The organism is Zoogloea sp. 1C4, from assembly GCF_009469605.1.
Lineage (GTDB): Bacteria > Pseudomonadota > Gammaproteobacteria > Burkholderiales > Rhodocyclaceae > Zoogloea > Zoogloea oryzae.
The window spans coordinates 398,941-424,050 of record NZ_SSXU01000002.1 but is presented as its reverse complement, the minus strand read 5'-3'; the positions used below and the strand labels follow the sequence as shown (position 1 = coordinate 424,050).

Annotated in this window: 27 protein-coding genes and 1 riboswitch; of the genes, 9 read left to right on the top strand and 18 right to left on the bottom strand. The window is 65.2% G+C overall.

Annotated elements, in window-relative coordinates; all coding sequences use genetic code 11:
* Positions 1-387 precede the first annotated feature (387 nt).
* Positions 388-1,587, bottom strand: a complete 1,200-nt coding sequence (gene tyrS, locus GH681_RS04465) for a tyrosine--tRNA ligase (protein ID WP_153160224.1) — start codon at positions 1,585-1,587, stop codon at positions 388-390.
* A 73-nt stretch (positions 1,588-1,660) separates the two neighbouring features.
* On the opposite strand from tyrS, the gene GH681_RS04460 reads away from it, so the two are divergent.
* Positions 1,661-2,986, top strand: coding sequence for a peptidoglycan DD-metalloendopeptidase family protein (locus GH681_RS04460; RefSeq protein WP_153160223.1), 1,326 nt, complete (start codon positions 1,661-1,663; stop codon positions 2,984-2,986).
* Between the two features lie 103 nt (positions 2,987-3,089).
* Here the strand turns inward: GH681_RS04460 and erpA are convergent, their stop codons facing one another.
* The 4 genes from erpA to rplM form a co-directional block, all read right to left on the bottom strand.
* Entirely contained in the window at positions 3,090-3,440 is a 351-nt protein-coding gene (gene erpA, locus GH681_RS04455) for an iron-sulfur cluster insertion protein ErpA (protein WP_153160222.1), read from the bottom strand.
* A 99-nt stretch (positions 3,441-3,539) separates the two neighbouring features.
* Complete coding sequence (gene argC / locus GH681_RS04450; protein WP_153160221.1) at positions 3,540-4,568, bottom strand: N-acetyl-gamma-glutamyl-phosphate reductase; 1,029 nt, start codon at positions 4,566-4,568, stop codon at positions 3,540-3,542.
* Positions 4,569-4,694: 126 nt separating this feature from the next.
* Entirely contained in the window at positions 4,695-5,087 is a 393-nt protein-coding gene (rpsI, locus tag GH681_RS04445) for a 30S ribosomal protein S9 (RefSeq protein ID WP_153160220.1), read from the bottom strand.
* Positions 5,088-5,099: 12 nt separating this feature from the next.
* Positions 5,100-5,528 (bottom strand): 50S ribosomal protein L13, encoded by a 429-nt coding sequence (gene rplM, locus GH681_RS04440; RefSeq protein ID WP_079437046.1) that lies wholly within the window; start codon positions 5,526-5,528, stop codon positions 5,100-5,102.
* Between the two features lie 504 nt (positions 5,529-6,032).
* On the opposite strand from rplM, the gene GH681_RS04435 reads away from it, so the two are divergent.
* A complete protein-coding gene (locus GH681_RS04435; RefSeq protein WP_153160219.1) occupies positions 6,033-6,455 on the top strand; it encodes an OsmC family protein in 423 nt (140 codons plus the stop codon).
* Between the two features lie 65 nt (positions 6,456-6,520).
* Here GH681_RS04435 and coq7 read toward each other — a convergent pair whose 3' ends face one another.
* The 4 genes from coq7 to GH681_RS04415 form a co-directional block, all read right to left on the bottom strand.
* Positions 6,521-7,141, bottom strand: coding sequence for a 2-polyprenyl-3-methyl-6-methoxy-1,4-benzoquinone monooxygenase (gene coq7 / locus GH681_RS04430; protein ID WP_153160218.1), 621 nt, complete (start codon positions 7,139-7,141; stop codon positions 6,521-6,523).
* Between the two features lie 28 nt (positions 7,142-7,169).
* The gene (locus tag GH681_RS04425; protein WP_153160217.1) at positions 7,170-7,703 is read right to left on the bottom strand and encodes a CNP1-like family protein; all 534 of its coding nucleotides are present in this window, start codon (positions 7,701-7,703) and stop codon (positions 7,170-7,172) included.
* Between the two features lie 79 nt (positions 7,704-7,782).
* Positions 7,783-8,376 (bottom strand): CBS domain-containing protein, encoded by a 594-nt coding sequence (locus GH681_RS04420; protein WP_153160216.1) that lies wholly within the window; start codon positions 8,374-8,376, stop codon positions 7,783-7,785.
* 155 nt (positions 8,377-8,531) lie between these two features.
* On the bottom strand, positions 8,532-9,092 hold the full coding sequence (locus GH681_RS04415; RefSeq protein WP_153160215.1) for an RNA pyrophosphohydrolase: 561 nt from the start codon (positions 9,090-9,092) through the stop codon (positions 8,532-8,534).
* Positions 9,093-9,249: 157 nt separating this feature from the next.
* On the opposite strand from GH681_RS04415, the gene GH681_RS04410 reads away from it, so the two are divergent.
* Positions 9,250-10,968, top strand: a complete 1,719-nt coding sequence (locus tag GH681_RS04410) for a proline--tRNA ligase (protein WP_153160214.1) — start codon at positions 9,250-9,252, stop codon at positions 10,966-10,968.
* A 2-nt stretch (positions 10,969-10,970) separates the two neighbouring features.
* Positions 10,971-11,600, top strand: a complete 630-nt coding sequence (locus GH681_RS04405; RefSeq protein WP_153160237.1) for a lytic transglycosylase domain-containing protein — start codon at positions 10,971-10,973, stop codon at positions 11,598-11,600.
* A 66-nt stretch (positions 11,601-11,666) separates the two neighbouring features.
* Here the strand turns inward: GH681_RS04405 and mnmA are convergent, their stop codons facing one another.
* From mnmA to GH681_RS04390, 3 genes are read right to left on the bottom strand one after another with little or no spacing between them, the layout of a single operon-like run.
* Positions 11,667-12,779: a tRNA 2-thiouridine(34) synthase MnmA gene (gene mnmA / locus GH681_RS04400; RefSeq protein ID WP_153160213.1), complete on the bottom strand. Its 1,113-nt coding sequence runs from the start codon at positions 12,777-12,779 to the stop codon at positions 11,667-11,669.
* The gene (locus GH681_RS04395; protein ID WP_228111772.1) at positions 12,769-13,356 is read right to left on the bottom strand and encodes a hypothetical protein; all 588 of its coding nucleotides are present in this window, start codon (positions 13,354-13,356) and stop codon (positions 12,769-12,771) included. The genes mnmA and GH681_RS04395 overlap by 11 nt, the downstream gene beginning before the upstream one ends.
* Positions 13,353-13,811: an NUDIX hydrolase gene (locus GH681_RS04390; protein ID WP_153160212.1), complete on the bottom strand. Its 459-nt coding sequence runs from the start codon at positions 13,809-13,811 to the stop codon at positions 13,353-13,355. The genes GH681_RS04395 and GH681_RS04390 overlap by 4 nt, the downstream gene beginning before the upstream one ends.
* A 113-nt stretch (positions 13,812-13,924) precedes the next feature.
* Between GH681_RS04390 and GH681_RS04385 the strand changes: the two genes are divergently transcribed.
* The 5 genes from GH681_RS04385 (at position 13,925) to GH681_RS04365 (ending at position 18,006) form a co-directional block, all read left to right on the top strand.
* Positions 13,925-14,845, top strand: a complete 921-nt coding sequence (locus GH681_RS04385) for a branched-chain amino acid transaminase (protein ID WP_153160211.1) — start codon at positions 13,925-13,927, stop codon at positions 14,843-14,845.
* 15 nt (positions 14,846-14,860) lie between these two features.
* Positions 14,861-15,061 carry a zinc-finger domain-containing protein gene (locus GH681_RS04380; RefSeq protein ID WP_153160210.1) on the top strand — a complete coding sequence of 67 codons (201 nt, stop codon included), beginning with the start codon at positions 14,861-14,863 and terminating at the stop codon, positions 15,059-15,061.
* 71 nt (positions 15,062-15,132) lie between these two features.
* The gene (locus tag GH681_RS04375; RefSeq protein WP_153160209.1) at positions 15,133-15,564 is read left to right on the top strand and encodes a nuclear transport factor 2 family protein; all 432 of its coding nucleotides are present in this window, start codon (positions 15,133-15,135) and stop codon (positions 15,562-15,564) included.
* Complete coding sequence (locus GH681_RS04370; RefSeq protein ID WP_153160208.1) at positions 15,561-16,532, top strand: hydrolase; 972 nt, start codon at positions 15,561-15,563, stop codon at positions 16,530-16,532. The genes GH681_RS04375 and GH681_RS04370 overlap by 4 nt, the downstream gene beginning before the upstream one ends.
* 91 nt (positions 16,533-16,623) lie before the next feature.
* Positions 16,624-18,006 (top strand): phosphomannomutase/phosphoglucomutase, encoded by a 1,383-nt coding sequence (locus tag GH681_RS04365; protein ID WP_153160207.1) that lies wholly within the window; start codon positions 16,624-16,626, stop codon positions 18,004-18,006.
* 88 nt (positions 18,007-18,094) lie between these two features.
* Here the strand turns inward: GH681_RS04365 and leuE are convergent, their stop codons facing one another.
* From leuE to GH681_RS04335, 6 genes are all read right to left on the bottom strand, one after another.
* Positions 18,095-18,745, bottom strand: a complete 651-nt coding sequence (gene leuE, locus GH681_RS04360; protein WP_153160206.1) for a leucine efflux protein LeuE — start codon at positions 18,743-18,745, stop codon at positions 18,095-18,097.
* An 81-nt stretch (positions 18,746-18,826) separates the two neighbouring features.
* Positions 18,827-19,558 (bottom strand): hypothetical protein, encoded by a 732-nt coding sequence (locus GH681_RS04355; protein WP_153160205.1) that lies wholly within the window; start codon positions 19,556-19,558, stop codon positions 18,827-18,829.
* A 1-nt stretch (position 19,559) separates the two neighbouring features.
* Complete coding sequence (speG, locus tag GH681_RS04350; protein WP_153160204.1) at positions 19,560-20,078, bottom strand: spermidine N1-acetyltransferase; 519 nt, start codon at positions 20,076-20,078, stop codon at positions 19,560-19,562.
* Between the two features lie 208 nt (positions 20,079-20,286).
* Entirely contained in the window at positions 20,287-22,356 is a 2,070-nt protein-coding gene (locus GH681_RS04345; protein ID WP_153160203.1) for a DUF945 family protein, read from the bottom strand.
* A gap of 165 nt (positions 22,357-22,521) precedes the next feature.
* Positions 22,522-22,608: riboswitch (cyclic di-GMP riboswitch) on the bottom strand.
* Between the two features lie 72 nt (positions 22,609-22,680).
* A complete protein-coding gene (locus GH681_RS04340) occupies positions 22,681-24,012 on the bottom strand; it encodes a leucine-rich repeat-containing protein kinase family protein (protein ID WP_228111771.1) in 1,332 nt (443 codons plus the stop codon).
* A gap of 103 nt (positions 24,013-24,115) precedes the next feature.
* The gene (locus GH681_RS04335; protein ID WP_153160201.1) at positions 24,116-24,898 is read right to left on the bottom strand and encodes an FCD domain-containing protein; all 783 of its coding nucleotides are present in this window, start codon (positions 24,896-24,898) and stop codon (positions 24,116-24,118) included.
* Between the last annotated feature and the right edge of the window lie 212 nt (positions 24,899-25,110).

Sequence of the window (25,110 nt, the reverse complement as noted above, 5' to 3'; positions counted from 1 at the left end):
CGTTCAATCTGAGCCAGGATCAAACTCTTAAGTTCAATCCAAAAACTCCAGAAACCTGACGTTTCTGCAGATACTTCAATTTCTTGTGGCACCCTGGTATAAACCAGAACACCGCCTCGAAACCGAGCACCCACACCTATCGGTTGTTCGAATTTTTAAAGAACCGCTGCGCGCTGCAGCGAAGAGGTGCGCATTATACAGAGCCTTTCAGCTCCGTCAAGCATTTCGCGAAATCTTTTTAAACTTCGCTGCAAACACCTGACTGCGCCAGAACAACCCAACACCACCGGGCCACCCCCCTCAACACCGCGCTGAACAACTGCGCTGCGAAGAGGGCCGAATTATAAAGAACTATCAGAAGACGTCAAGAGGTTTGGGGAAATTAATTCAAACCAACGACACACGCGCAAACTTGCGCTTGCCGACCTGCAGCACGACGACCACCCCCGCCGCCAGCACCAGACCGCGATCCGACACCTTCTCGCCATCGAGACGAACCCCACCCTGATCGATCATCCGCAGGGATTCGGAGGTGCTCGCGGTCAGCCCTGCCTGCTTGAGCACCGCAGCGATGGTCAGACCATCCGCTCCCGCCTCAACAGAAACCTCAGGAATCTCGTCGGGAATCGCATTCCGCTGGAAGCGCGCTTCGAAATCCTCGAGCGCCGCAACCGCCGCCGCCGCACCGTGGAATCGAGCCACCAGTTCCTGGGCGAGCTTGACCTTGATATCCCGCGGATTCCGCCCCTCGGTGATCGAGTGGCGCAGCGCCTGGATCTCGGTCGCCGGCAAGAAGGACAGCAGATCGTAGTAACGCCACATGAGGTCATCGGAAACCGACATGACCTTACCGAAGATCTCGTTGGGCGGCTCGTAGATACCGATGTAGTTGCCAAGCGACTTGGACATCTTGCTAACGCCGTCCAGACCTTCCAGCAGCGGCATCGTCAGCACGCACTGGGGCGCCTGGCCGTAGTGCTTCTGCAGTTCGCGGCCAACCAGCAGGTTGAAGCGCTGATCCGTGCCACCGAGTTCGACATCCGCTTTCATCGCCACGGAGTCATACCCCTGACAGAGCGGATACAGGAATTCATGAATCGCGATCGGCTGCTGCCCGGCGTAACGTTTGGCAAAGTCATCCCGCTCAAGCATCCGCGCGACCGTGTGCTGGGCGGCCAGACGGATCATCCCGGACGCGCCGAGCGCCTCCATCCAGCTGGAGTTGAAGCACACCTCAGTCTTGGCCGGATCTAGTATCTTGAAGACCTGCTCCTGATACGTCTTAGCGTTCTCGAGCACCTGCTCGCGAGTGAGCGGCGGGCGAGTCGTGTTCTTGCCCGACGGATCACCGATCATCCCGGTGAAGTCGCCAATCAGGAACATCACCTGATGACCAAGCTCCTGAAAGTGGCGAAGCTTGTTGATCAGAACGGTATGTCCCAGGTGCAGATCCGGCGCCGTTGGGTCGAAACCGGCCTTGACCCGCAGCGGGCGGCCCGTCTTGAGCTTCTCGACGAGCTCCGCTTCGATCAGGAGCTCGTCGGCTCCGCGCGTGATGAGCTCCAGCGCTGCAGTGATTTCAGTCATATTTGTCCTCGAGCAAGTCCAAGTCGCGAACTATTTGGTAGACTTCGCGGCTTGTTTTTGCTTGGAAAGCCCGATGCTTGGAGAAAAGTCGGTAATTTTAGCGCATCTCAAAAAGCTTCGTGCAGACGACCCGGCCAAGGCCTGGCGCCTGCTGAGCGCGGGCATCGGCTCCGCGATCGGCATGGCAGCCGCCATCGCAGTAGCGCCGGGCGCCACGTCCGCTCCTACGACAACAGAAACCGTCGTCGAACAACTCACCGCTGTTCCTGCCGTCGTGCGCCGGGACGATACGCGCCCCTTCATCCGCGAAGACCGCATCAAGAATGGCGAGAGCTTTGCCAGCGCACTGCGCCGCCTGGGCGTTTCATCCAGCGCCATCACCGCACAGGCTAACAACCCCAAACTGACGCGTGAGCTAGCCGGCACTTTCCGGCCGGGCGCCACGCTCATCGTCGCCACCACCGCCGAAGGCGGCCTGCAATCCGCCTCTATCTGCCCGCCCGGCGCCGACACCAGCCTGACCGTCGAAGTGGTCGACGGAAAACTCCAGGCCAGCCAGCGCGCCCTGCCGCTGGAAACGCGTGTACACATGCAGAGTGGCGTAGTCCAGTCCTCGCTGTTTGCCGCAATGGATACCGCCGGCCTGCCCGACAGCGTGGCCGAGGAGCTATCCCGCATCTTTGGCGACGACATCGACTTCCACTCCGACCTGCGCCGGGGCGACCGCTTCAGCGTGATCTACGAAGTCGCCTACCACCAGGGGCGCGCCATCCGCACCGGCCGAATCCTCGCGGCGGAGTTCATCAACCAGGGCACCCGCCACTCGGCCTACCTATTCACCCATCCGAACGGCACCCAGGAGTACTACAACCAGGACGGCAAAAGCCACAAGGAAGGCTTCCTGCGCTCACCGCTCGAGTTCTCGCGGGTCAGCTCCGGTTTTTCGATGCGGCTTCACCCGGTTTTCGGCACCTGGCGTGAACACAAGGGCGTGGATTACGCGGCCCCTCACGGCACCGCCGTCAAGGCCACAGCCGATGGCGTGGTCGAGTTCGTCGGACAGCAGAACGGCTACGGCAACTTCATCGTCCTGCGCCATCGGGACAAATACACCACCGCCTACGGCCACCTGAGCGGCTTCGCCCGCGAAATCAAGACCGGCGCACGGATCAGCCAGGGCGCCACCATCGGCTACGTTGGCAGCACCGGCTGGGCCACCGGACCGCACCTGCACTACGAATTCCGCATCAACAACGTGCACCAGGATCCGCTCACCGTCACCCTGCCCAACTCTGCTGCGCTCACCGGCAACACGCTCAGCGCCTTCCGCCACCAGACCGACGCCCTCGCCACCCAGATCGCCCACCTCCAGCAGAGCAAGTTCGTTCAGCTCGACTGAGCGCAGCGACTGCCGCTCCAAAAAACAAGGCCCGCCATCGCAAGATGACGGGCCTTGTTCTTGTGGTGCTGCCAGCTAACGCCAGCGCACCCGCACAACCAGATCAGGCAGAGAAGGACGAACCGCAGCCGCAGGTGCTGGTGGCGTTCGGATTGCGGATCACGAACTGGGAGCCCTCCAGACCTTCGGTGTAATCGATCTCGGCGCCCACAAGGTACTGGTAGCTCATCGGGTCGATCAGCAGCATGACGCCATCTTTCTCCATCACGGTGTCGTCGTCGTTGCGGATCTCGTCGAAGGTGAAACCGTACTGGAAGCCGGAACAGCCACCGCCGGTCACGAACACCCGCAGCTTGAGGTCGGGATTGCCTTCTTCAATGATCAGATCCTTGACCTTGTTGGCGGCGCTATCGGTGAAAACCAGGGGAACGGGGGTCTCGGTTACGGCATTCATGAAACAACTCCTTCAAATTTATCGTCTGATTATGGTCAGCCTCCAGGCCTCGGTCAAGGCATGGGCATCAAATAGTCGACAAAATTACTCGTATTTAGTTCAGGGCATCAGCGGGATCTGACCCAGCCCGGCGGTTTCGTCCAGACCGAACAGGATGTTCATGTTCTGAACCGCCTGACCTGCAGCCCCCTTCACCAGATTGTCGATGACCGACAGCACGACGACCACATCACCGCCCTGAGGACGATGAACCGCGATCCGGCACATATTGGCCGAACGCACCGAGCGCGTGGACGGATGCGAGCCCTTCGGCATCACATCGACGAATGCCTCGCCGGCAAAGCGCTCTTCGAACAAGGCCTGCAGATCGACGTCCTTCTTGATGCGGCCGTACAGCGTGGCATGGATGCCGCGGATCATCGGTGTCAGGTGCGGCACGAAGGTCAGACCAACGGGCGCATTGGCGAAGCGGGACAGCCCCTGGCGGATTTCGGGCAGGTGACGATGGCCGGCAACACCATAGGCCTGGAAGTTGTCGGCAGATTCGGAGAACAGGATGTGGGTTTCGGCCTTGCGCCCGGCGCCGGAAACACCCGACTTGGCGTCCGCCACCAGATTGTCGAGCTCGATCACGCCCGCCTCGACCAGCGGCAGGAAGCCAAGCTGCACCGCCGTCGGGTAGCACCCCGGATTGGCGATCACGCGCGCCTTCTTGATGGCTTCGCGATTCACTTCGGGCAGGCCATACACTGCCTCCGCCACCAGCTCGGGGCAGGCGTGCTTCATGCCGTACCACTTCTCCCACTCGGCGATGTCCGAGATGCGGAAGTCAGCCGCGAGGTCGATCACCTTCACGCCGGCCGCCACCAGCTCGGCCGCCTGCTGCATCGCGATCCCGTTCGGGGTGGCGAAGAACACGACATCGCACGAACCGAGATCGGCCGCCTGGGGATCGACGAAACACAGATCAACCCGGCGACGCAGGCTCGGGAACATGTTTGCAACCGGAACGCCGGCATCCCCCCGGGAGGTGATCGCCTTCAGTTCGACATCCGGATGCTGCGCCAGCAAACGCAGCAACTCGACCCCGGTATAACCGGTTCCACCCACCACACCAACCTTGATCATGCTCGCCCCCAAATCAGGAAATGAACAGCCGGCACACGCCGGCCAGATGCCTTTGCTGCCGAAAGATACTACGTCCAGATGACAAAAAGCCGCCCGAAGGCGGCCTTTTGATGATGCTTGAAGCGATTAACGCTTCGAGAACTGCTTGCGACGACGCGCCTTGCGGAAGCCGACCTTCTTACGTTCGACTTCACGGGCATCGCGGGTCACGAGACCGGCCTTCTTCAGCGGGGACTTGAGTTCCGCATCGTAGTCGATCAGGGCACGGGTGATGCCGTGACGAACGGCACCAGCCTGGCCGGATTCGCCACCACCGGTCACGTTGACCAGGATGTCGAAGTGATCGGCGAAGTTGGTCAGGACCAGCGGCTGACGCACGATCATGCGGCCGGTTTCACGGGAGAAGAACTGATCAACCGGCTTGCCGTTCACGACGATGTTGCCGGTGCCCTTCTTCATGAAGACGCGGGCAACAGCCGACTTGCGACGACCGGTACCGTAGTTGTAAGTCACAGCCATTATCGGCTCCTGTTAAATCGCGAGTACTTGGGGCTGCTGGGCGGCGTGCGGATGCTCGGCGCCTGCGTAGCACTTGAGCTTCTTCAGCATGGCGTAGCCGAGCGGGCCCTTGGGCAGCATGCCCTTGACAGCCTTTTCCAGCACGCGAGCAGGGAAGCGCTGCTGCAGCTTGGTGAAGTTGGTTTCGTAGATACCGCCCGGGTAACCGGAGTGACGGTAGTACTTCTTGTCCTGGGCCTTGGTGCCGGTCACACGCAGCTTGTCGACGTTGACGACGACAATGAAGTCACCGGTATCGACGTGCGGGGTGTAAATGGCTTTATGTTTGCCGCGCAAGCGAAGCGCAACTTGGGAAGCAAGCCGACCAAGGACCAAGTCCGTCGCATCAACAACGAACCAGTCGCGCTTGACCTCATGCGGCTTGGCAGAAAACGTTTTCATGGAGATTCCTCAGACTTTTCCCGACACCGGGACCGACTATAATTCGGAAAGCCGCGGATTGTATCGCACGACTTTGACTGATGTCAAACCCCACCTGAAGATAAAAAAAAGCGCAGATCGGGGAGATCTGCGCTAAATCCACACCAAAGGAGGAGGGTGGAGGAGACACCTTTCAGCCGCTTCAAGCTACAAAAGCAACTGGACTGATTGCATTATGGCCACGCCAACCCCTGCGAGCAAGCGTTTTTTGTGCATTGCAGTATAATTTTTTTGATCTAAAAATAAATTTTACTTATTCAATAAAACCCCGGTAAGACACGGGTTTTTAGCGAAAACCAGGCACGACAAGTGCATTCAGATGGCCTGCTGCTACAAACTGGAGCAACCTTTATGTTGCAGCGCACAAATACTGCAGCGCACCACGCCGCGGCGAGCCGGCTACAATCCCGGCGTTGCGGGCGTCAGGCGATCCCGCTCTTACAAGAACAAGCTTAGGATCTAGATATGGAATGCGTAGTGAAATGGGCCGGTGGCGACAGCATGACCTTCCTGGCCGAAACGGGCTCCGGCCACCTGGTCGGGATGGATGGCGCCCCCGAGGCTGGCGGCCGCAACCTTGCGCCGCGCCCGATGGAGCTGATGCTGGCCGGTGCCGGCGGCTGCACGGCGTTTGACGTGGTGCTGATCCTCAAGCGCAGCCGGCAGGATGTGGTCGACTGCGTCGTAAGCCTCAAGGCCGACCGGGCCGAGACCGACCCGAAGGTGTTCACCCGCATCGCCTTCCACTACACAGTAAAGGGGCGCAACCTCAAGCCCGACTCGGTGGAGCGCGCGATCAAGCTGTCTTACGAGAAGTACTGCTCCGCGACGATCATGCTCGGCAAGACGGCCGAGATCACCCACACCTGGGAGATCGTCGAGATCTGATCCGGCAGTTTCATGCAGCCCCGGGCCCTGCCACACTCGCGACAGGCCCCGTGGCGGGCGCCCGATCAGACCCAGTAAGCGATCCCGGTCATGACCTTCGAGGTCGCCTTCATGGCGCTCTTGACCGGCATCGGCAGTTCGATCGCGCCAAGGCGCACCGCCGTTTCGGCGTGAGCCACCTCGTCGGTCTTCATCTGCTCGACGATCTCCCGCGAGCGCTGGTCCTGCGGCGGCAGCCGGTCCAGATGGCTCTTCAGGTGCGACTCGACCTGACGCTCGGTTTCCGCCAGGAACCCCAGATTCACCCCGTCGCCAAACCGCGCTGCCAGCATCCCGATGGCCAGCGAACCCGTGTACCACACCGGATTGAGCAGACTCTTGCGCCCACCCAGCTCGGCGATCCGCCGTTCGGTCCAGGCCAGGTGCTCGGTTTCTTCGTGGGCGGCGGATTCGAGGGCCCGCTTGATGCCCTCATCCTTCGACATCAGCGCCTGCCCCTGATAGAGCGCCTGAGCACAGATCTCGCCGCAATGATTGACGCGCATCAGCGCCGCCGCATGACGCTTTTCCTCGTCAGACAACTCCGCCTCGGGCAACTGCTCGCCCGGCGTGGGACGAACCGTGTGCGCATTGGCAAACACCGTGCGGAGCGCCTTGTCGAAGCCGATGATCAACTGGTCAAGCATGTCCTGCCACCTATCTTTTTTGTGATGTTCAACGCACGCCGCCGTCGCGGCGCAAGGAGTCGATGATCTGCCCAAGGCCCGGAGGGACGACGCCCGGCGGACAGAAATAGTCCTTGGCCAGCGCCGCATGGACGCGGTTGGCCGTCTTCTCCTCGATCTGACGCCACTCGACATTGCGCGACGCGACCCAGTCGCCGGGCTTGCGACCGATCGCATACAGCTTGCGCTCGACCGTCTCACAGCGGATGCCTTCATAGGTCACGTTCTCGGCACCGCCCTGGGTGCGCACCACGAGCGTGAAGCGCAGGACGCCATCGGCGGCCAGGCTGAGGGATTTTTCGTCGATGAAGAAGCGCGCGGTGGCGGTCGGGCCGACCTGGAGCGGAATCAGGCTGGCGTCGGTCGGATACGCCGGGAAAGGCATCTCGACCTCCTGCCACGGGGACTTGGGCTCGTTCTCAAAGAGTGCGGTTCTCTGGGCCGAAGCCGGCGCTGCAATCAGCAGCCCGGCGAGCACCGCCGGCACAAGACCGGCGGGCAGGCGAAACGGGACGGAAATCATGAAAACCCTCGGGGGAGCAGAAACGCGATTCTACAACTCCCCCGCCAGCCGGGCCAAAACCCGGCAGACAGGCTGTATTTCAGTTGGCGATGGCCGCTTCAATCTCGGCGAATGTGCGCGCGACTTCGGTGGTCTGGAGCGGGATGCCCATCTGGCGGGCGATCTGCGACGCGGAGAAGATGCCGCGCACCGCCCGGCTGCCGTCCGGCCCGTCCTCGACCACCAGCGTGTGCTGCCGGCCACAGGACTTGAGGGTCGCAACCACATGGCCAACCTCGAAGCGCAGCACATCGGACAGGGACACTGCATCGAGGTCATCCGTGGGAACCATGATGTCCCGGGCGGTGAGTTCCTCGTGGCGCATCATGCGCTCGCGGGCGACGCGGGTCGGCTTTTCGCCGAGCAGGTCGCTGGCCGTCACGATGCCGGCGACGCGCCGGTTGGCATCGGTCACGAAGAGCAGGCGCACACCGCGCAGGATCATGCTGTGATTGGTTTCGGCCAGACTGGTGTCCTGGTCGATGGTGGCGGCGGGAATCCGCCTCAGGTCGGTCATCACCTCGATGGCCGGCGACGAGAGGGTGACCCTCGCCATGCTCCAGGCGTCGGTGATGTCGCAACTGCCGCCGCTGACCCGGAACTGTTTGATCGGTTGATAGTGCAAGCGCTCCATGGTGTCTCCTCCCACATTGCCCTACGCGAAAACCGGCGCCGTCTGGCGGCTCCGGACCAAACCGGATTTTTTTGTATGGTAGCTGAGACAGGTCACCGCCCGCGGAGTTTCCGCCCAACAAAAAACCGGCCTGCAAAAGCAGGCCGGTTTTTTGTTCAGGACGACGAGCGCGGCACGTCGGAGATCGCCTGTGCCACCGCCGCCGCAGCGAGGCGGTAGCTTTCAGGGATGTCGAACAGCCTGTCGCGGAACAGCAGGCGGGACAACTCCAGCAGCGCAGACTGATACACCCCGCGCTTGAACTCGATCACCGCTTCGAGCGGCACCCAGTAATAGCTCCAGCGCCAGGCATCAAACTCCGGATGATTGCTGGCACGCAGGCAAACGTCAGAATCGCGCCCCACCAGCCGCAGCAGAAACCAGATCTGTTTCTGACCACGATAGGTGTTACGCCATTCACGCTTGATCCAATGCTTGGGCACCTCGTAGCGCAACCAGCCGCGGGTGCGGCCGATGATGCGGACGTGCTCAGGCTTCAAGCCGACTTCTTCGAAGAGCTCACGGTACATGGCCTGTTCCGGCGATTCGCCGTGCTTGATTCCGCCTTGCGGAAACTGCCAGGAATGTTCTCGTATCCGTTTGCCCCAGAAAACCTCGTTGCGCGCATTCACCAGAATGATGCCGACGTTAGGCCGATAGCCTTCACGATCGAGCATGGTGCAACCTTTAATTCATGAACTGTCTTGGATTCTTCCACATTTCCCCACGCCGTGAAAGAAGCAACCCCAAATCGGTGCATCGCAAACTGGACGCAGCCAATCCCTTAGAAGCACGCTAAAATCATGAGTTCTCTTTAGTAACGGACATCCGCCCATGCGTGCCTCCCAGTTCTTCCTCTCCACGCTCAAGGAAGCCCCGTCCGACGCCGAAGTCATCAGTCACAAGCTGATGATGCGTGCGGGGCTGATCAAACGCCTCGCCGGCGGCATCTACACATGGATGCCCCTGGGCCTGCGCGCCCTGCGCAAGGTGGAGAACATCGTGCGGGAAGAGATGAACCGTGCCGGCGCCATCGAGGTGCTGATGCCTGCCGTGCAGCCGGCCGAGCTATGGCAGGAATCCGGCCGCTGGGATTTCTACGGCCCCGAGCTGCTGCGCTTCAAGGATCGCCACGACCGCGACTTCGTGATCGGGCCAACCCACGAGGAAGTCATCACCGACGTGGTGCGCAAGGATCTGCGCAGCTATCGCCAGCTGCCCAAGCACTTCTACCAGATCCAGACCAAGTTCCGCGACGAGATCCGCCCGCGCTTCGGCGTGATGCGCGGCCGCGAATTCACGATGAAGGACGGCTACTCCTTCCACAGCTCCTTCGAGGATCTGCAGCGTGAATACCGCAACATGTACGACACCTACCACCGCATCTTCAACCGCCTGGGCCTGAAGTTCCGCGCGGTGGCGGCTGACACCGGCTCGATCGGCGGCACCGGCTCCCACGAATTCCACGTGATCGCCGAGACCGGCGAGGACGACATCGCCTACTGCCCGGATTCCGACTACGCCGCCAACGTCGAACTGGCCGAAGCCCTGGCGCCCACCACGCCGCGCCCCGCCGCTGCGGTCGCCCTCACCAAGGTGCACACCCCGGGCGTCAAGACCATCGACGAACTCGCCGCCTTCCTCAAGGTGCCGGCCACGTCCATGGTCAAGGCCATCGTCGTCGATGGCGACGAGTCCACCGGCAACCAGCCCTTGCTGCTCCTGCTGCGCGGCGACCACGAACTCAACGAGGTCAAGGCCCAGAAGATCGCCGGCGTCAAGAACCCGCTGACCTTCGCCTCCCCCGCCTCCATCCTCGCCGCCTTCGGCGCCAACGCCGGATCCCTGGGCCCGGTGGGCTTTGCCGGCCGCGTGGTGATGGATCGCAGCGTCGCGGTGATGGCCGATTTCGTCACCGGCGCCAACGAAGACGACCACCACTTCACCGGCGTCAACATCGGCCGCGACTTCCCCGAAGCCGAAGTGGCCGACCTGCGCAACGTGGTCGCCGGCGACCCGTCGCCCGACGGCAAGGGCACCCTCGAGATCTGCCGCGGCATCGAAGTCGGCCACATCTTCCAGCTGCGCACCAAGTATTCCGAAGCCCTCAACTGCAAGTTCCTCAACGAGCAGGGCAAGGAGCAGATCATGGAGATGGGCTGCTACGGCATCGGCGTGTCGCGCATCCTCGGCGCCGCCATCGAGCAGAACAACGACGCCCGCGGCATCATCTGGCCGGACGCCATCGCGCCCTTCCAGGTCGCCATCGTGCCGATGGGCTACGCCAAGTCCGAAGCCGTCCGCGAAGCCGCCGACGCGCTGTATGCCCAGCTCACCGCCGCCGGCATCGACGCCTTCCTCGACGACCGGGACGAACGTCCGGGCTCGCTCCTGGCCGACAACGAGCTGATCGGCACCCCGCACCGGGTGGTGATCGGCGACCGTGGCCTGAAGGAAGGCGTGGTCGAGTATCAAGGCCGTCGCGACGCCGAAGCCACCAAGCTGCCGGTGGCCGATGTCGGCACCACTGTCATCGCCAAGCTGAAGGGCTGATGATGCGCCGCCTGCGTTCCGTCGTCCGCACCTGCCTCGCAGCCCTGCTGCTGGGCGGCGGCGCCGCGTCGGTGCAGGCCGGCAACCAGCAGTACGAGCCCCTCGCCGCCAGCGTGCAGGCCGCCCTGCACGCCGCGGTGGCGGATCAGGCGCCCCTCGACCCGAGCTTCCAGCGCTCGCCCGAACGGGCCCGCTGGCTGGCCGAGATGTCCCAGCGCCTCGCCAAGCGCATCCCGGACGAAACCGCCCGCTCTGAGCTCCTGCGCGCGGTGCACTACGAAGCCACCCGCGCCGGGCTCGACCCGCAGCTGGTGCTGGGCCTCATCCAGGTGGAAAGCGGCTTCAAGAAGTACGCCCTGTCGCCGGTGGGCGCCCGCGGCTACATGCAGGTGATGCCCTTCTGGGCGCGCCTCATCGGCAACCAGGAAACCAACCTCTTCCACATGCGCACCAACCTGCGCTTTGGCTGCACGATCCTGCGCCACTACCTCGACATCGAGAAGGGCGATCTCTTCCGCGCCCTGGGCCGCTACAACGGCAGCCTCGGCCGTGCCGAGTACCCCAACATGGTGCGCGCCGCGTGGGAGCGCAACTGGGCCTACCCGCCCCTGCGGCTGGCCTCGAATCCCTGAGATTGCTGGCCGATCAAACAAAACGGGCGCCGCAAGGCGCCCGTTTCACATCCAGCTACAGCCGGATCACTCCATGATGATCCCGCCGCCCAGGCACACCCGGCTCTCGTAAACCACCACGCTCTGCCCCGGCGTCACCGCCCACTGGGGCTGGGCAAAGACGATCTCGGCGCGACCGCCCGACAGCACGTCGATCTCGCACGGCGCATCCGGCGTGCGGTAGCGCGGCTTGGCGGTATAGACCCAGTTGGTGCGCGGCTCACGCCCCGACACCCACGACAGCTCGCCGGCGACCAGCCGATCCTTCAGCAGCGCCGGATGGTCGTGGCCCTGCACCACGTACAGCACGTTCTTCGCCACGTCCTTCTTCGCCGCGTACCACGCGTCGTGCTCGCCGGCGTCGTCCTGGTTGCCCTTGATGCCGCCGATCTGGAGGCCCTTGCGCTGGCCCACGGTGTGGTACATCAGGCCCTGGTGCTGACCGATCACCTTGTCACCTTCCAGCGTACGGATCTCTCCCGGCTTCGCCGGCAGGTAGCGCGCGAGAAACTCGCGGAAAGGCCGCTCGCCGATAAAGCAGATGCCCGTCGAATCCTTCTTGGCGTAGACGTGCAGCCCGGCCGCCTCGGCCATCTTGCGCACGTCACGCTTGTAGAGGTGGCCGATGGGAAACAGGGTCTTGGACAGCTGGGCTTGATTGAGCCGGTACAGGAAGTAGCTCTGGTCCTTGGTGCCGTCCTCGGCTTTCATCAACTGGAATTCGGTGCGCCCGTCGTTGGTCCATTCGCGCACCTGGGCGTAGTGGCCGGTGGCGATGCGGTCGGCGCCCAGCGCCATCGCGTGGTCGAGGAAGGCGCGGAACTTGATCTCGGAGTTGCACAGGATGTCCGGGTTCGGCGTACGGCCGGCTTCGTACTCGCGCAGGAAATCGGCGAACACCCGCTCCTTGTATTCCTTCGAGAAGTTCACGACCTCCAGGTCGATCCCCAGCACGTCGGCCACCGACACCACATCCACCAGATCCTGGCGGGTGGAACAGTATTCGTCGTCATCGTCGTCCTCCCAGTTCTTCATGAACAGGCCGACCACGTCGTAGCCCTGCTGCTTGAGGAGCAGCGCGGCAACCGACGAATCCACGCCGCCGGACATGCCGACGACGACTTTTTCCTTACGAGACATCTGGTCCCTCTCCATCCAGCCAGTCTTCCAGGGGCAACACCACGGCTGGATCGCCATGTTCCCCGAACCAAGTATCCACTGCGAAACGCGCCCCTTCACCGGGCGCATCATCGGTGCCGCGCTCGCGCAGCACCGCCGAAAAATGCTGGGCCACCAGCCAGCGCACCCGCCGGCGGACGGGATCGACCGCATGGAAGCGCAGCAGGCCGCGCTCCTCGAGCATCAGCAGCAGCCGAGTCGTCGAGGTGGCGTGGTCGATGCAGTCCATCATGCCGTTCTCGCCGAAATCCAGGTAATCCCCGGGACGGTCGGCGCTGATCGGCAACTGCTCGCCGGCCCAGCGATAAAGCTGCCCGAGCACCTGCGCGACGATCGCCCGCTCGGCCACCGCCGAATCGGCCCGCAACAACCGCGCAGCCACTTCGGCAAGCTGCGCTTCGGAAAACCGCGCTTCGGCCTCGACGAGACAGCCGTAGTTGTAGCAGATCAGCACCTGCTCGTCCGCCTGCACCGGCCCCGGGGCCAGCGCGGCAATCAGCGCCAGCCCGGCGACGGCCGGGCGGAGGCGCTGGATCACGCGTCGTAGTGCCGGATCAGATCCAGCGGATAACGCCGCCCGGCCATGTAATCCTCGCAGCACTGCAGGATCAGCGGGCTGCGATGGCGCTCGCGGGTCGCCCGCAGCTCGTCCAGCGTCAGCCACACCGCGCGCACGATGCCGGTGTCGAGCTTGCGCTCCGGATCGAAGCCGGTGATCGAACCGCCAAAGGCAAAGCGCAGGTAGGTGATGTCGCCCGCCGGCCGCGGCCACTGGTAGATGCCGACCAGGAACTCCGGCTGGAACCCATGGGCGGTCTCCTCCAGCGCCTCGCGGGCGACGGCATTGACCAGCGATTCACCCCGATCGAGATGCCCGGCCGGCTGATTGAAGCGCAGCCCGTCCTCGGTCTCCTCCTCCACCACCAGAAAACGCCCGTCGCGCTCGACCACCGCTGCAACCGTGACATTTGGCTTCCAGATCCTCATGGACATCTCGTGCACGCAAAATTGTTATTTTACCCCCTTCGGGGTGGCGGTCCGCAGACCTGCGGAATGCGCTAGAATCGAAGGCTTAAATTTTCTGTATTCAGCTGGAGATCCCCACAATGTCGATGGCAGACCGCGACGGTTTCATCTGGTACGACGGCAAGCTCGTGCCGTGGCGTGAAGCGACCACCCACGTGCTCACCCACTCCCTCCACTATGGCCTGTCGGTCTTCGAGGGCGTTCGTGCCTACAACACCGTAAGCGGCACCGCGATCTTCCGCCTCGCCGAGCACACCCAGCGCCTGCTCAACTCCGGCAAGATCTACATGATGAACATTCCTTACTCCAAGGAAGAACTCATGGAAGCCCAGCTGGAAGTCGTGCGCGCCAACAAGCTCGAATCCTGCTATCTGCGCCCGATCGCCTTCTACGGCTCCGAAAAGATGGGCATCTCCACCAAGGGTGCCACGGTGCATGTCGCCATCGCCGCCTGGCCGTGGGGCGCCTACCTCGGCGAAGACGGCCTCGAGAAGGGCATCCGCGTGAAGACCTCGTCCTTCGCCCGTCACCACGTCAACGTGACCATGCCCCGCGCCAAGCTGGCCTCCACCTACGCCAACTCCATCCTGGCCAACCTGGAAGCCACCGAAGCCGGCTACGACGAAGCCCTGCTCCTCGACACCAACGGCTTCGTGGCCGAAGGCGCCGGCGAGAACCTCTTCGTGATCAAGGACGGCGCCATCTACGAACCCGAGATCGCCTCCGCGCTCACCGGCATCACCCGCTCCTCGGTGATCCAGGTTGCCAAGGAATTCGGCCTCGAAGTGATCTCCAAGCGCATCACCCGCGACGACATCTACATCGCCGACGAAGCCTTCTTCACCGGCACCGCCGCTGAAGTCACCCCGATCCGCGAGCTCGACGGCCGCGTCATCGGCGAAGGCAAGCGCGGCCCGATCACCCAGAAGCTGCAGGCCCGCTTCTTCGACATCGTGAACGGCAAGGCCCCCGAATACCAACACTGGCTTGCCTACATTTAAGCAAGGGAGATTTCCATGCCTGAAAACCAGGACAAAACCAAGCCGATCGAAGTCACCGCCAAGCAGCTTCCGCTGCACTGCCCGATGCCCGACGCCCCGTTGTGGGCTCGCCACCCGCGTGTCTTCCTCGACGTGACCTCGGAAGGCGAGGCCACCTGCCCGTATTGCGGCGCCCAGTACAAGTTCGCTGGCGAGCTGCCCAAAGGCCACCACTGACCCGGTCTGCGGTGCTGATATCAACGGGGGCGGCAACGCCCCCGTGTCACGTCCAACCCACCTGACTGCCCATGACGAGTCCGATCTTCACCTCACCCGAAGAGGCCGAAACCGCCTTCTACGCCGCCCTGTCCCGCGCCGATCTCGACGGCATGATGGCAGTGTGGTCCGAAGACGAGGAAGTCGTCTGCATCCACCCGGGCAGCATCCGCCTCGTGGGCCTCGCGGCGATCCGTGAATCCTGGCGCCAGCTCTTCGCCGCCGGCACCCGGATCATCGTGCATCCCACCCAGCCGGTGCAGTGGCTCAACGTGATGACCGCGGTGCACACCGTGCATCAGCGGGTGCACCTCGAAGGCGACCACCGCCTGCACCCGCCGATCATCGCCACCAACGTCTTCACCCGTGGCGCCATCGGCTGGCGCATGGTGCTGCACCACGCCTCGCCGGCCCCCGACATGGACAACCTGCGCGGCAGCGACAGCCCCCACGTCGTCCATTGAGCCCGTCGCCCACCGACTCCACCTACCGGGCGCCCCGCTGGCTGCCCGGCGGCCACGCCCAGACGATCTGGCCGCTGCTGCGCAAGGGCCCGATGCCCGCCTTCCAGCGCGAACGCTGGACCACCCCCGACGGCGATTTCATCGATCTCGACTGGCTGCCCCGCCGCCCCGGCGCGCCGCTGGTGGTGCTCTTCCACGGGCTGGAAGGCTCCAGCCGCTCGCCCTACGCCCGCAGCCTGATGCGCCACCTCGCAGATCTCGGCTGGAACGGCGTCGTCCCGCACTTTCGCGGCTGCTCAGGCGAGCCCAACCTCAAACCCCGCGCTTACCATTCGGGCGACGCCGACGAGATCGGCTGGATCCTCGAACGGATCGCCGCGGCCTTTCCCGACGTCCCGCGCTTTGCCGTCGGCGTGTCCCTGGGCGGCAACGCCCTGCTGCTGTGGCTCGGCACCCGGGGCGATGACGCCAGGAAACTGATCGACGGCGCGGCAGCGGTCTGCCCGCCGCTGGATCTCGCCGCCGCCGGACACAACCTCGGGCGCGGCTTCAACCGCGTCTATACCCGTCACTTCCTGGCCACCCTCAAGGAGAGCGCGCTGGCCAAGCTGGCCCGCCACCCCGGCCTGTTCGACGCCGACGCGGTGCGCGCGGCCGCCAACCTCTACCAGTTCGACAACCTCGTCACCGCCCCACTGCACGGCTACCGGGACACCGACGACTACTGGCTGCGCGCCTCCAGCAAGCCCCACCTGCAGGACATCCGGCTGCCGACGCTGGTCATCAACCCGAAAAACGACCCCTTCCTGCCCGCCCGCCACCTGCCCGGCCCGGCGGACGTCTCGACCCACGTGCGCCTGGAGCAACCCGCCGAGGGCGGCCACGTGGGTTTCGTCAGCGGATCGTGGCCCGGCCGGCTCGACTGGCTGCCCCGGCGCCTCGTGCGCTTTTTCACGGAATTCACCTGATCCACGGCGCGCCGCCAAACCCGTCTCACGGGGCTGACATCCAGCCCGCGTATAATCCACTTTTCATCATTTCCGCACCGGAGCCCTCCGCATGTTCGTCCCCGCCCCCGAGATCTTCAAGGCCTATGACATCCGCGGCATCGTCGACAAGACGCTGACCGCCGAAGCCGTGCGCGCCATCGGCCACGCCCTCGGTTCCGAAGCCGTCGCCCGTGGCCAGCAGGCCATCGCGGTGGGCCGTGACGGCCGCCTGTCGGGGCCCGAGCTCGCCGGTGCGCTCGCCGATGGCATCCGCGCCGCCGGCGTCGACGTGGTGGACGTGGGCTGCGTGCCCACCCCGCTCACCTACTTCGCCGCGTATGAACTCGGCACGAACTCCTGCGTGTCCGTCACCGGCAGCCACAACCCGCCGGACTACAACGGCCTGAAGATGGTGCTCGGCGGCCAGACCCTGTTCGGCGAACTGATCCAGGCTCTGCGCCAGCGCATCATCGACGGTGACCTGGTCACCGCCGCCGTGCCGGGCAAGCTCACCCACGCCAACGTGGTGCCGGCGTACGTCGAGAAGATCGTGGGCGACGTGAAGCTTTCCCGCCCCATGAAGGTGGTGATAGACTGCGGCAACGGCGTGGCTGGCGCGGTGGCGCCCGAGCTCTTCAAGCGCCTGGGCTGCGAGCTGGTGGAGCTGTTCTGCGAGGTGGATGGCAATTTCCCCAACCACCATCCGGACCCGTCCAAGCCCGAGAACCTCGCCGACGTGATCCGTGCGCTACGTGAAACCGACGCCGAGATCGGCCTCGCCTTCGACGGCGATGGCGACCGGCTGGGTGTGGTGACCAAGGACGGCGAGATCATCTTCCCGGATCGCCAACTGATGCTGTTTGCCGAGGATGTGCTGTCCCGCGTGCCGGGCGGCGAGATCATCTACGACGTGAAGTGCACCCGCAACCTCGCCGGCTGGATCAGGGATCGCGGCGGCAAGCCGACCATGTGGAACACCGGTCACGCGCTGGTGAAGGCCAAGCTGAAGGAAACCGGCGCCCCGCTGGCCGGCGAGATGAGCGGCCACGTGTTCTTCAAGGAGCGCTGGTACGGCTTTGACGACGGCCTCTACACCGGCGCCCGCCTGCTGGAGATCGTCTCCCGCCAGCCGGATGCAAACCCGGTGCTCAAGGGCCTGCCCAACGCCACCAGCACGCCGGAGCTCAACATCAAGATGAACGAAGGAGAGCCCTTTGCGCTGGTGGACAAGCTCAAGGCCGAGGCCAAGTTTGAAGGCGCCGAGAGCATCCTCACCATCGACGGCGTGCGCGTCGAATACGCCGACGGCTTCGGCCTCGCCCGCCCGTCCAACACCACCCCGGTGGTGGTGCTGCGCTTCGAGGCCGACAACCAGGCCGCCATCGAGCGCATCCAGGCCGACTTCCGCCGCGCCATTGAAGGCGTGTGGCCGGGGGTGAAGCTGCCGTTCTGAGCGGAATCGCAGCGCAAAAAAAACGGCGACCGGAGCAATCCTGTCGCCGTTTTTGTTTTGGGCAGCGCCGGGGCTGCCGGCAGACTGCTCAACCCATCCCGGCCCCCGCCAGCCGCAGGCCGAAACCGATGAACAACCCGCCCACGCCGCCCGTTGCCCCCGCCGACAGGCGCCGCCGACGCCGGAAGACCTCCGCCAGCCGGGTGCCGCCAAAGATCAGCGCCGACAGGTAGAGCGCGCTGAAGAACTGCACGATCACCCCGAGGATGAGGAAGGACAGCTCTGGATGGTCGTAGCCCGGTGACACGAACTGGATGAAGAAGGACACGAAGAACAGGATCGCCTTGGGGTTCATCAGGCTGATGAGCAGCGCCACCCGAAAGGGATGGGATGCATCCCGCGGCGGCTCCACGGGCGCCGCCGTGTCGGCCTCGCCCCGCCAGGTGCGCAGCCCGGCCCGCAGCAGCCCGATCCCCAGCCACACCAGATACGCCGCACCGGCGTAGCGCAGCCCCATGAACAGCGCCGGCGTGGCCTGCAGCAGCGAGGCTGCGCCGGTGGCCGACAGGATCATCAGGATCAGGTCGCCCAGGAAGATCCCGCAGGCGCCGCGATACCCCGCCGCCACGCCCCAGCGGGACGCGACGGTCATCACGTAGAGGGAATTGGGGCCTGGCAGGAGCACGATGAAGATCGTCCCCAGCACGAAGGTTGTCAGGTCGGTGATGCCGTAGAACATGGGCGAGCCCGCAAGGCAAAGCGTGGATTATCGCAGCCCGCGGCCGGTGGGCGGGCTTGCCGCACGATCAACAGCAGGCGCTCAGCCGCCGGTAACCAGCGCGTCGGGAATCTCGAAGCGGTCGCCGCTACCCAGGGTGATCACCGACGTGTCGCCGGCACGCTCCACCTCAAGGCCGGCCGGGCCGTCGGATGACACGGCCTTGCCGCCGGCAAAGGCCACGTGGCGCACGGCCCCGCCGGGCAGGGTGATCCGCACCGTGCCGGCACCCGCCTCGCGGCGCATCACGCCCGCCTCGCAGGTGGTCGGCTGGCCGCCGGCCAGCATGCAGCGGATCGACGCGGTGGCGTGGAAGGGCGTGCCCGCCACTCGCGCGTCGCTCGCCGCGGCCTTGCCCGGATGGGCGCCAGCCCGCACCGACAGGGTGTAGCGCGCCAGCTCGTTGCGGCGGGCGGCACTACGCATCAGATAGACGCGGACGAGATAGTCACCGCTCACCGGGGCAACGGTCTCGAAACGGTTGCCCGAGGTGCTGCCGATGAACATCGCGCCATCGGTGGCGCCCGGGGCATCCACATTGAAGTAGCCGCTCGGGTTGCTCGTCCTGAGCTGCATCACCACCGACTGGCCGGCCTCGAGCGGGATCAGGTAATCGGCCAGCTGGTAGCCCTTGAGCTTGCCCGACAGCGCCTGGGTGGCCCCGGCCGCCACGGCCACCTTCCGGGCGGGCGGCAGATCCGGCTGGACCGGGGCGGCCAGCGCCAGCACGGCCCAGGCCATGACGACCGCCCCCAGCAATGCACGACGGGCCATCTCAGCCCCGCTGAGCTAGGTAGTCGGGCTGAAAGGCCGCCATCCGATAGGCGTCCCGATAGACACCATCGACGAAGAATTCATGGCGCAGGATCCCCTCTTCCGTGAAACCGAGTTTTCTGTAAACCGACACCGCCCGGGTGTTCTCCACATCCACCACCAGGAACAGCTTGTAGAGATTGAGCACCGTAAAGGCGTAGCCCATGGCCAGGTGGGTCGCCTGGGTGGCATAGCCGCGGCCTTGGTGATCAGGCGAGATGATGATCTGAAACTCGGCCCGGCGGTGGATGTGGTTGATCTCCACCAGCTCCACCAGGCCCACCCGAAGGCCTTCGCGCTCGACGATGAAGCGCCGCTCGCTCTGGTCGTGGATGTGCTTGTCGTAGAGGTCGCAGAGTTCGACAAAAGCCTCGTAGGGCTCCTCGAACCAGTAGTGCATCACCGTCTCGTTGTTGTCCAGCTCGTGGACGAAGCGCAGGTCTTCCCGCTCCAGGGGTCTCAGTTTGAGTTGATCGTTCATACCGGCATCACACCGTGTTGTGCAAGGTTGGCGGCCCCGCGGGGCCCGGATTGTTCTGACCCCGCGCCCGGCCGACAGTTCGCCCGGATGGTCATGCCGGACGGGTGATCCGTCAAGCATCGCGGCCCGAACGAAGAAAAGGGCTGTCGCACCTGCGGCAGCCCTTTCCGGGGTGATGCGGCCCTGCGCGGGGCCGCGGCAAGGTCGGTCAGCCGGCGCTCACCGTCAGCCTGGGCTTGCGACCTTCGGCCACCCAGGCCAGCACCGTGCCGTACATGTCGGCCAGCGCCGGGCGGGTGGCGCGCTCCTTCTCGGCGCGGTCGGTGTAGAAAGCGAGGGATTTCTCGCGGTTGCCCGACCACTGGTAGGCCACCCACAGCGCAGCCTGGCTCTCGTCCTTGCGGCCGGAGAGGGCCAGCGCTTCGGCCAGCGGCGTCCAGGTGGAGCTGCGACGCGGGTCGAGCTGCAGGGCGGCGGTCAGCACTTCGGCGGCCTCCTGGGGCTTGCCGGCCTTGACGAGGGCGTAGCCCAGGTTGCCGGCCAGCTCCACGTCGCGGGGGTTCTCGGCGAGGCCCTTGCGGAACAGCTCGGCAGCGCGCGCCGGGTCTTCCGCCTTCAGGGCTTCCAGGCCTTCGGTGTTGAGCTTGCGCGAGACGGCCCGGTTGCCCAGCGCCGGCTTGCCCAGCTCCTCGATGCGGGCCGCCACGGCGAACACGGTAGCGGTGTCTTCCCGGGCGGCGGCGCCGAGGGTCTGGACCAGGCACTGGCGGGCCGAGGCACAGCCTGCCGCGGCCACGCCCGGCTGGGCGGGCGGCGCGAGGGGCACCGGCGGAACCGGCAGCACCGCCGGCTGGGCCGCCGGGGCGGCCACGGGCGCAGGCGCGGCGGGCGCCGCGGGCTGGGCCTCCGCCACTTCGGGCTCCTCGTCGGCGATGATCGGCGCAGGCGCCTGCAGGGAGGGGGCCGGCGCGGCGTTACGGGCCAGCTTCGGCTTGTCGAGGAAGGCGTTGAGCACCTGATCGGCGCCACCCAGGCTGGCCTGCATGGCGCTGCCATCGAAGATCCGGCCGTTGGTGCGCAGCACGCCCTCGGCGTACTCGAAGCTGCCCTTCAGGCTGCCGTCCGGGCCCTGGGTGAAACCCATGGCCTGCATCGTCTGCAGCTTGCCGGCATCCAGCACCTTGCCCTTCAGCACCATCTCGCCGGAGGCCTTGAGCATGTTCGCCAGGGAGATCGGCGCCGACGCCGACATGGACTTGCGGGCCTCGACCATCAGCTTGCCGTCCAGGCTGCCCTGGCCCACCGTGCCGGCGAGCTTGGGGATGCCGAAGGAGAAGCCCTGGGTCATCAGGGTGCGCAGGGCCTTGCGGAAGGTCTCGTCCTCGTCCGCGGTCATGTTCTGCAGGCCGCAGGTGTCGCCAAACAGGCGGCTGATGGTTTCGATGCTGCGCTTGTCGAGATCGCGGATCGCCATCTCGAGGGTCAGATCCTTCACCGTCTCGCCGCCGAAGGACGCGGCACGCAGGCTCTCGGTGACCTGGGCGTTGAGGCGCTCGCCGTCTTCGGTCACCAGCGTGGCGTGGCGGAAGCCTTCGGCCGAGCCGTGGCTGGTGGCGATGCGCTCGATGGAGAGCGACGATGAGCCGGTACCCAGATAGCGGTTCTTCAGATCCACGTCGAGGGCGATCTTGCCCAGTTCGACGGCTTCGCCGTTGCCACGGGTGAGCAGCTTGTCGATGCCCCAATTGACCGCCAGCGCAGTCTTGCCAACCGCGAGGCTGCCGCTGGAAGGCGCAATGGTGAGCTTCTGGCCACCCTGGTCGAGGGCGAGTTCGGGCAGTGACATGGCCGAGCGGAAATCGCCGCCGTAGCTCACGTCGCCGTTGCCCTGCAGCTTGAGGCTGGGGCCGAAGAGTTCAGCCAGCGCGGCGGCGAGTTCGCCGGTGGGCTTGGCGCTCCAGGTCACGCGCAGGGGCGCGGAGGGCAGCACCAGATTGGCGAGGGAATACTCCACCTCCAGCGCCGGGCTCTGGCCGCCCTCGCCGCTGGAACACTGGTCCACCACCTCCAGCCCGAAGGAGCCCGTGGCGGAGAACAGCCCGCTGCTGTGCTGAAGGTTGCGGACGCGCACCCCGGTCTCGGACGAGGGTTTGGCGGCGAAAGCCCGTATCTCCCGTTCGGCCACGCTGCCCACATAAACGCTGGCGCCCAGCCAGCCCGCCACAACGAAGCCGAGGCCGCCTGCGGCGATGAGAATTTTCTTGTTGTCCTTGCTCATGTCGTTCTCCCGCCGAGGGTCGGCGTAAATGGAAAGATCGCGTACGAAAACGCACGAGAGAAGGCGCACGGGCGGCAGACGCGCGCGGACGGCCGGATCGACAAAACACGAGGAGGAAGGTGCGGACAGCACGGAAAACCGACGCGGGTGCGAACACACCCACGCTGAGGGAACCCGGCCATCCTTCCTGCGTGCAGGTTAGGATCCGAAGCTTTGCGTCCGGGGTTCTCACCCCGTTTGCCTTTTTCTCGTAACTTGATCTTACAACTTGTGGCGCAGCCGCGGGCTGACTTTTGTCACGAACAGCCCGGCGGCGCCATGCAATCAGCCTGCGGCCAGCCCATCCAGATGATGGACGATCTCGTCGAAACCCGGCCGCAGCGCCGGCACCGCCCCGAGGCAACGGGCCGCGAGGTCCGCCAGCCCGTCGCGCAGCACACCGGGCGCCGTACGCTCGGCCAGCTCTTCGAGCAGACAGCCGCAGGCACGCACCTCCACCTGCTCAAGCCGTCGGGCCCGGGCAGGGTCGGTCGGTAGAACGAAGGATGCCGCGCCGAAATCACCGAGAAAAACCCGCCCCTCACCGTCGTGCAGGATGTTGTGGGCGTACAGATCGCCATGCACGATGCCCCGCTGATGCAAATGCGCAGCGGCGGCGGCGATGCCCCGGGCGATGGCGAGGGCCGTGGCCGGCTTGAAGCGGGCATCTGCCGGGTACACGTCGCGAGTGCAGGTGTCGAGGCTTGGCGGGCCGGCGAGGCTGCGGAAGGCGGGGTCGATCAGCGCCATCACCAGCCCGGCGGTATCGGCCGGATGGCCGGTCACCTCGCCGAGCACCGGGATCAGCTGCGGGTGGCCGCCCGCCCCCACGCAGGCGGCCCCCACGCAGGCGGCCCGCTCGCTGGCCGGCAGGCCGTCGCTGGTCACTTCGCCCTTGAAGAGCTTCACCGCCACCGACCGCGCGCCTTCCGGCGCCGACCACGCCGCCCGGTGGATCACCCCGGACGCGCCTTCGCCGAGAATGCCGTCCGTCGCCAGCGCCGCCCACGGCACCGGCCGGGTGTGGGCCTCGGCCTGCCAGGCGGCGTCGAGCGTTGCGCAAAAGGGATTGCCGGCGTAGGCCAGCCACGCCAGCCGGGGCAGATCGAGTAGCCAGTCGGGGAACGTGGCGATGCGGTTGGCGGCGATGCGCAGCAGCTCCAGCGACGTGCACGCTGCCATCTCCGGTGGCAGCGCGGTGAGCCGGTTGCCCGCCAGCGCCAGCTTGCGCAGCCCGGTGCACCGGCCGATGCCGGCGGGCAGGGTTTCGATGCGGTTGTCGGTGAGGATCAGCCAGCGCAGGGTGGGCGGCAGGGCGGCGTCCGGCACGGTGTGCAGCCGGCACGACTTGAAGCCGATCATCTGCAGCGCGGGGCAGCGGCCCAGCACCTCGGGCAGGACCTCGAAGGGGTTGCCCGAGCAGAACAGCACCCGCAGCCGGGTGAGCCGCGGCAGGTCGTCCGGCAGGGTGGTGAGTTCATTGCCCGCCAGGTCGAGGATCTCCAGCGTATCGGCGAGCTCGAAGATCTCCCGCGGGAATTCGCGCAGCCCGCAGGCGAGCTTGAGGTGACGGGCGCCGGCGAGCGTGCCTGCGCGCAGCTGTTCGAGGGTGTGCATCAGGGGAGAGGATGACGGCGTAGTGGGCGAGGGGCGATTCTAGCGGTCAGTCGGTTACCAGACGCTCGACAATTGCCCACATCCGGCGCCTTGGGCGCTCCGTTCAGGCCCCCTGGCCGACCAGCTTGCGCGTCACCCGGGCGCGGCTCTCGCGCTCTTCATGCTGGGCGCGGGCCAGCATGCTCTCCTCGACGAAGGTCATGTGGCAGCGCACCGCCGCCTGGGCGGCCACCGGGTCGCGGCGCTTCACGGCGTCCCAGATGGCCGCGTGCTGGCCGCGCAGCTCCTGCCAGTCGTCCTCCAGCCGGCGCAGGTGGCGCAGGTTGCGGTCGATGTGGTCGTGAGTCACACGGAACAGGCTGGCCGTGAGGTGGCCGATCATCACGTTGTGGGCGGCTTCGGCGATGGCCTGGTGGAAGGCCAGATCGGCCCGCACCTGTTCATCGAAGACCTCGGCCGACGGCCCCTGGGCGAACAGCCCCTCGACCCGCGCGTAGGCCTCGCCGATGCGCTGGATGTCGGCGTCAGTGGCGCGGCGGGCGGCCAACGCGGCGGCTTCGGATTCGAGCATGCCGCGAAACTCCAGCAGGTCCGCCTGGATGTTGGGATGCTGGCGGAGCATCTCGCCCCACGGGTCGGTGAAGCCGGCGTCGAGCCGGTCGGTCACATACGTGCCGCCACCCTGGCGGCTGTGGAGCAGGCCCTTGGACACCAGCTTCTGGATCGCCTCGCGGAGCGACGGGCGCGACACGCCCAGTTCGGCCGCCAGCTCGCGCTCGGGCTGAAGGCGATCGCCGGGCTTCAGGGCGCCTTCGAGGATGCGCCGTTCGAGTTCGTGGGCAATGGTGTCGGAGAGCCGCTGGACGGCAATTTTTCCGATGGTCATGTCTACCTCGACAATTGGTCTGACCAAAATACTAACCCCAAGTCTTGATGAACCTCAAGCCAGCAGGGCGGAAAACCTAGTCGTTTACCCCTAGATCACCCAAAAATCAGTGGTTTGACTTATGTAGAGGATTGACTTCGACGGGGCGCGCGGGTAAATTTTTCCTCAGCGGTTTAATTGGTCTTACCAATTTACCGACACCATCCAGAATC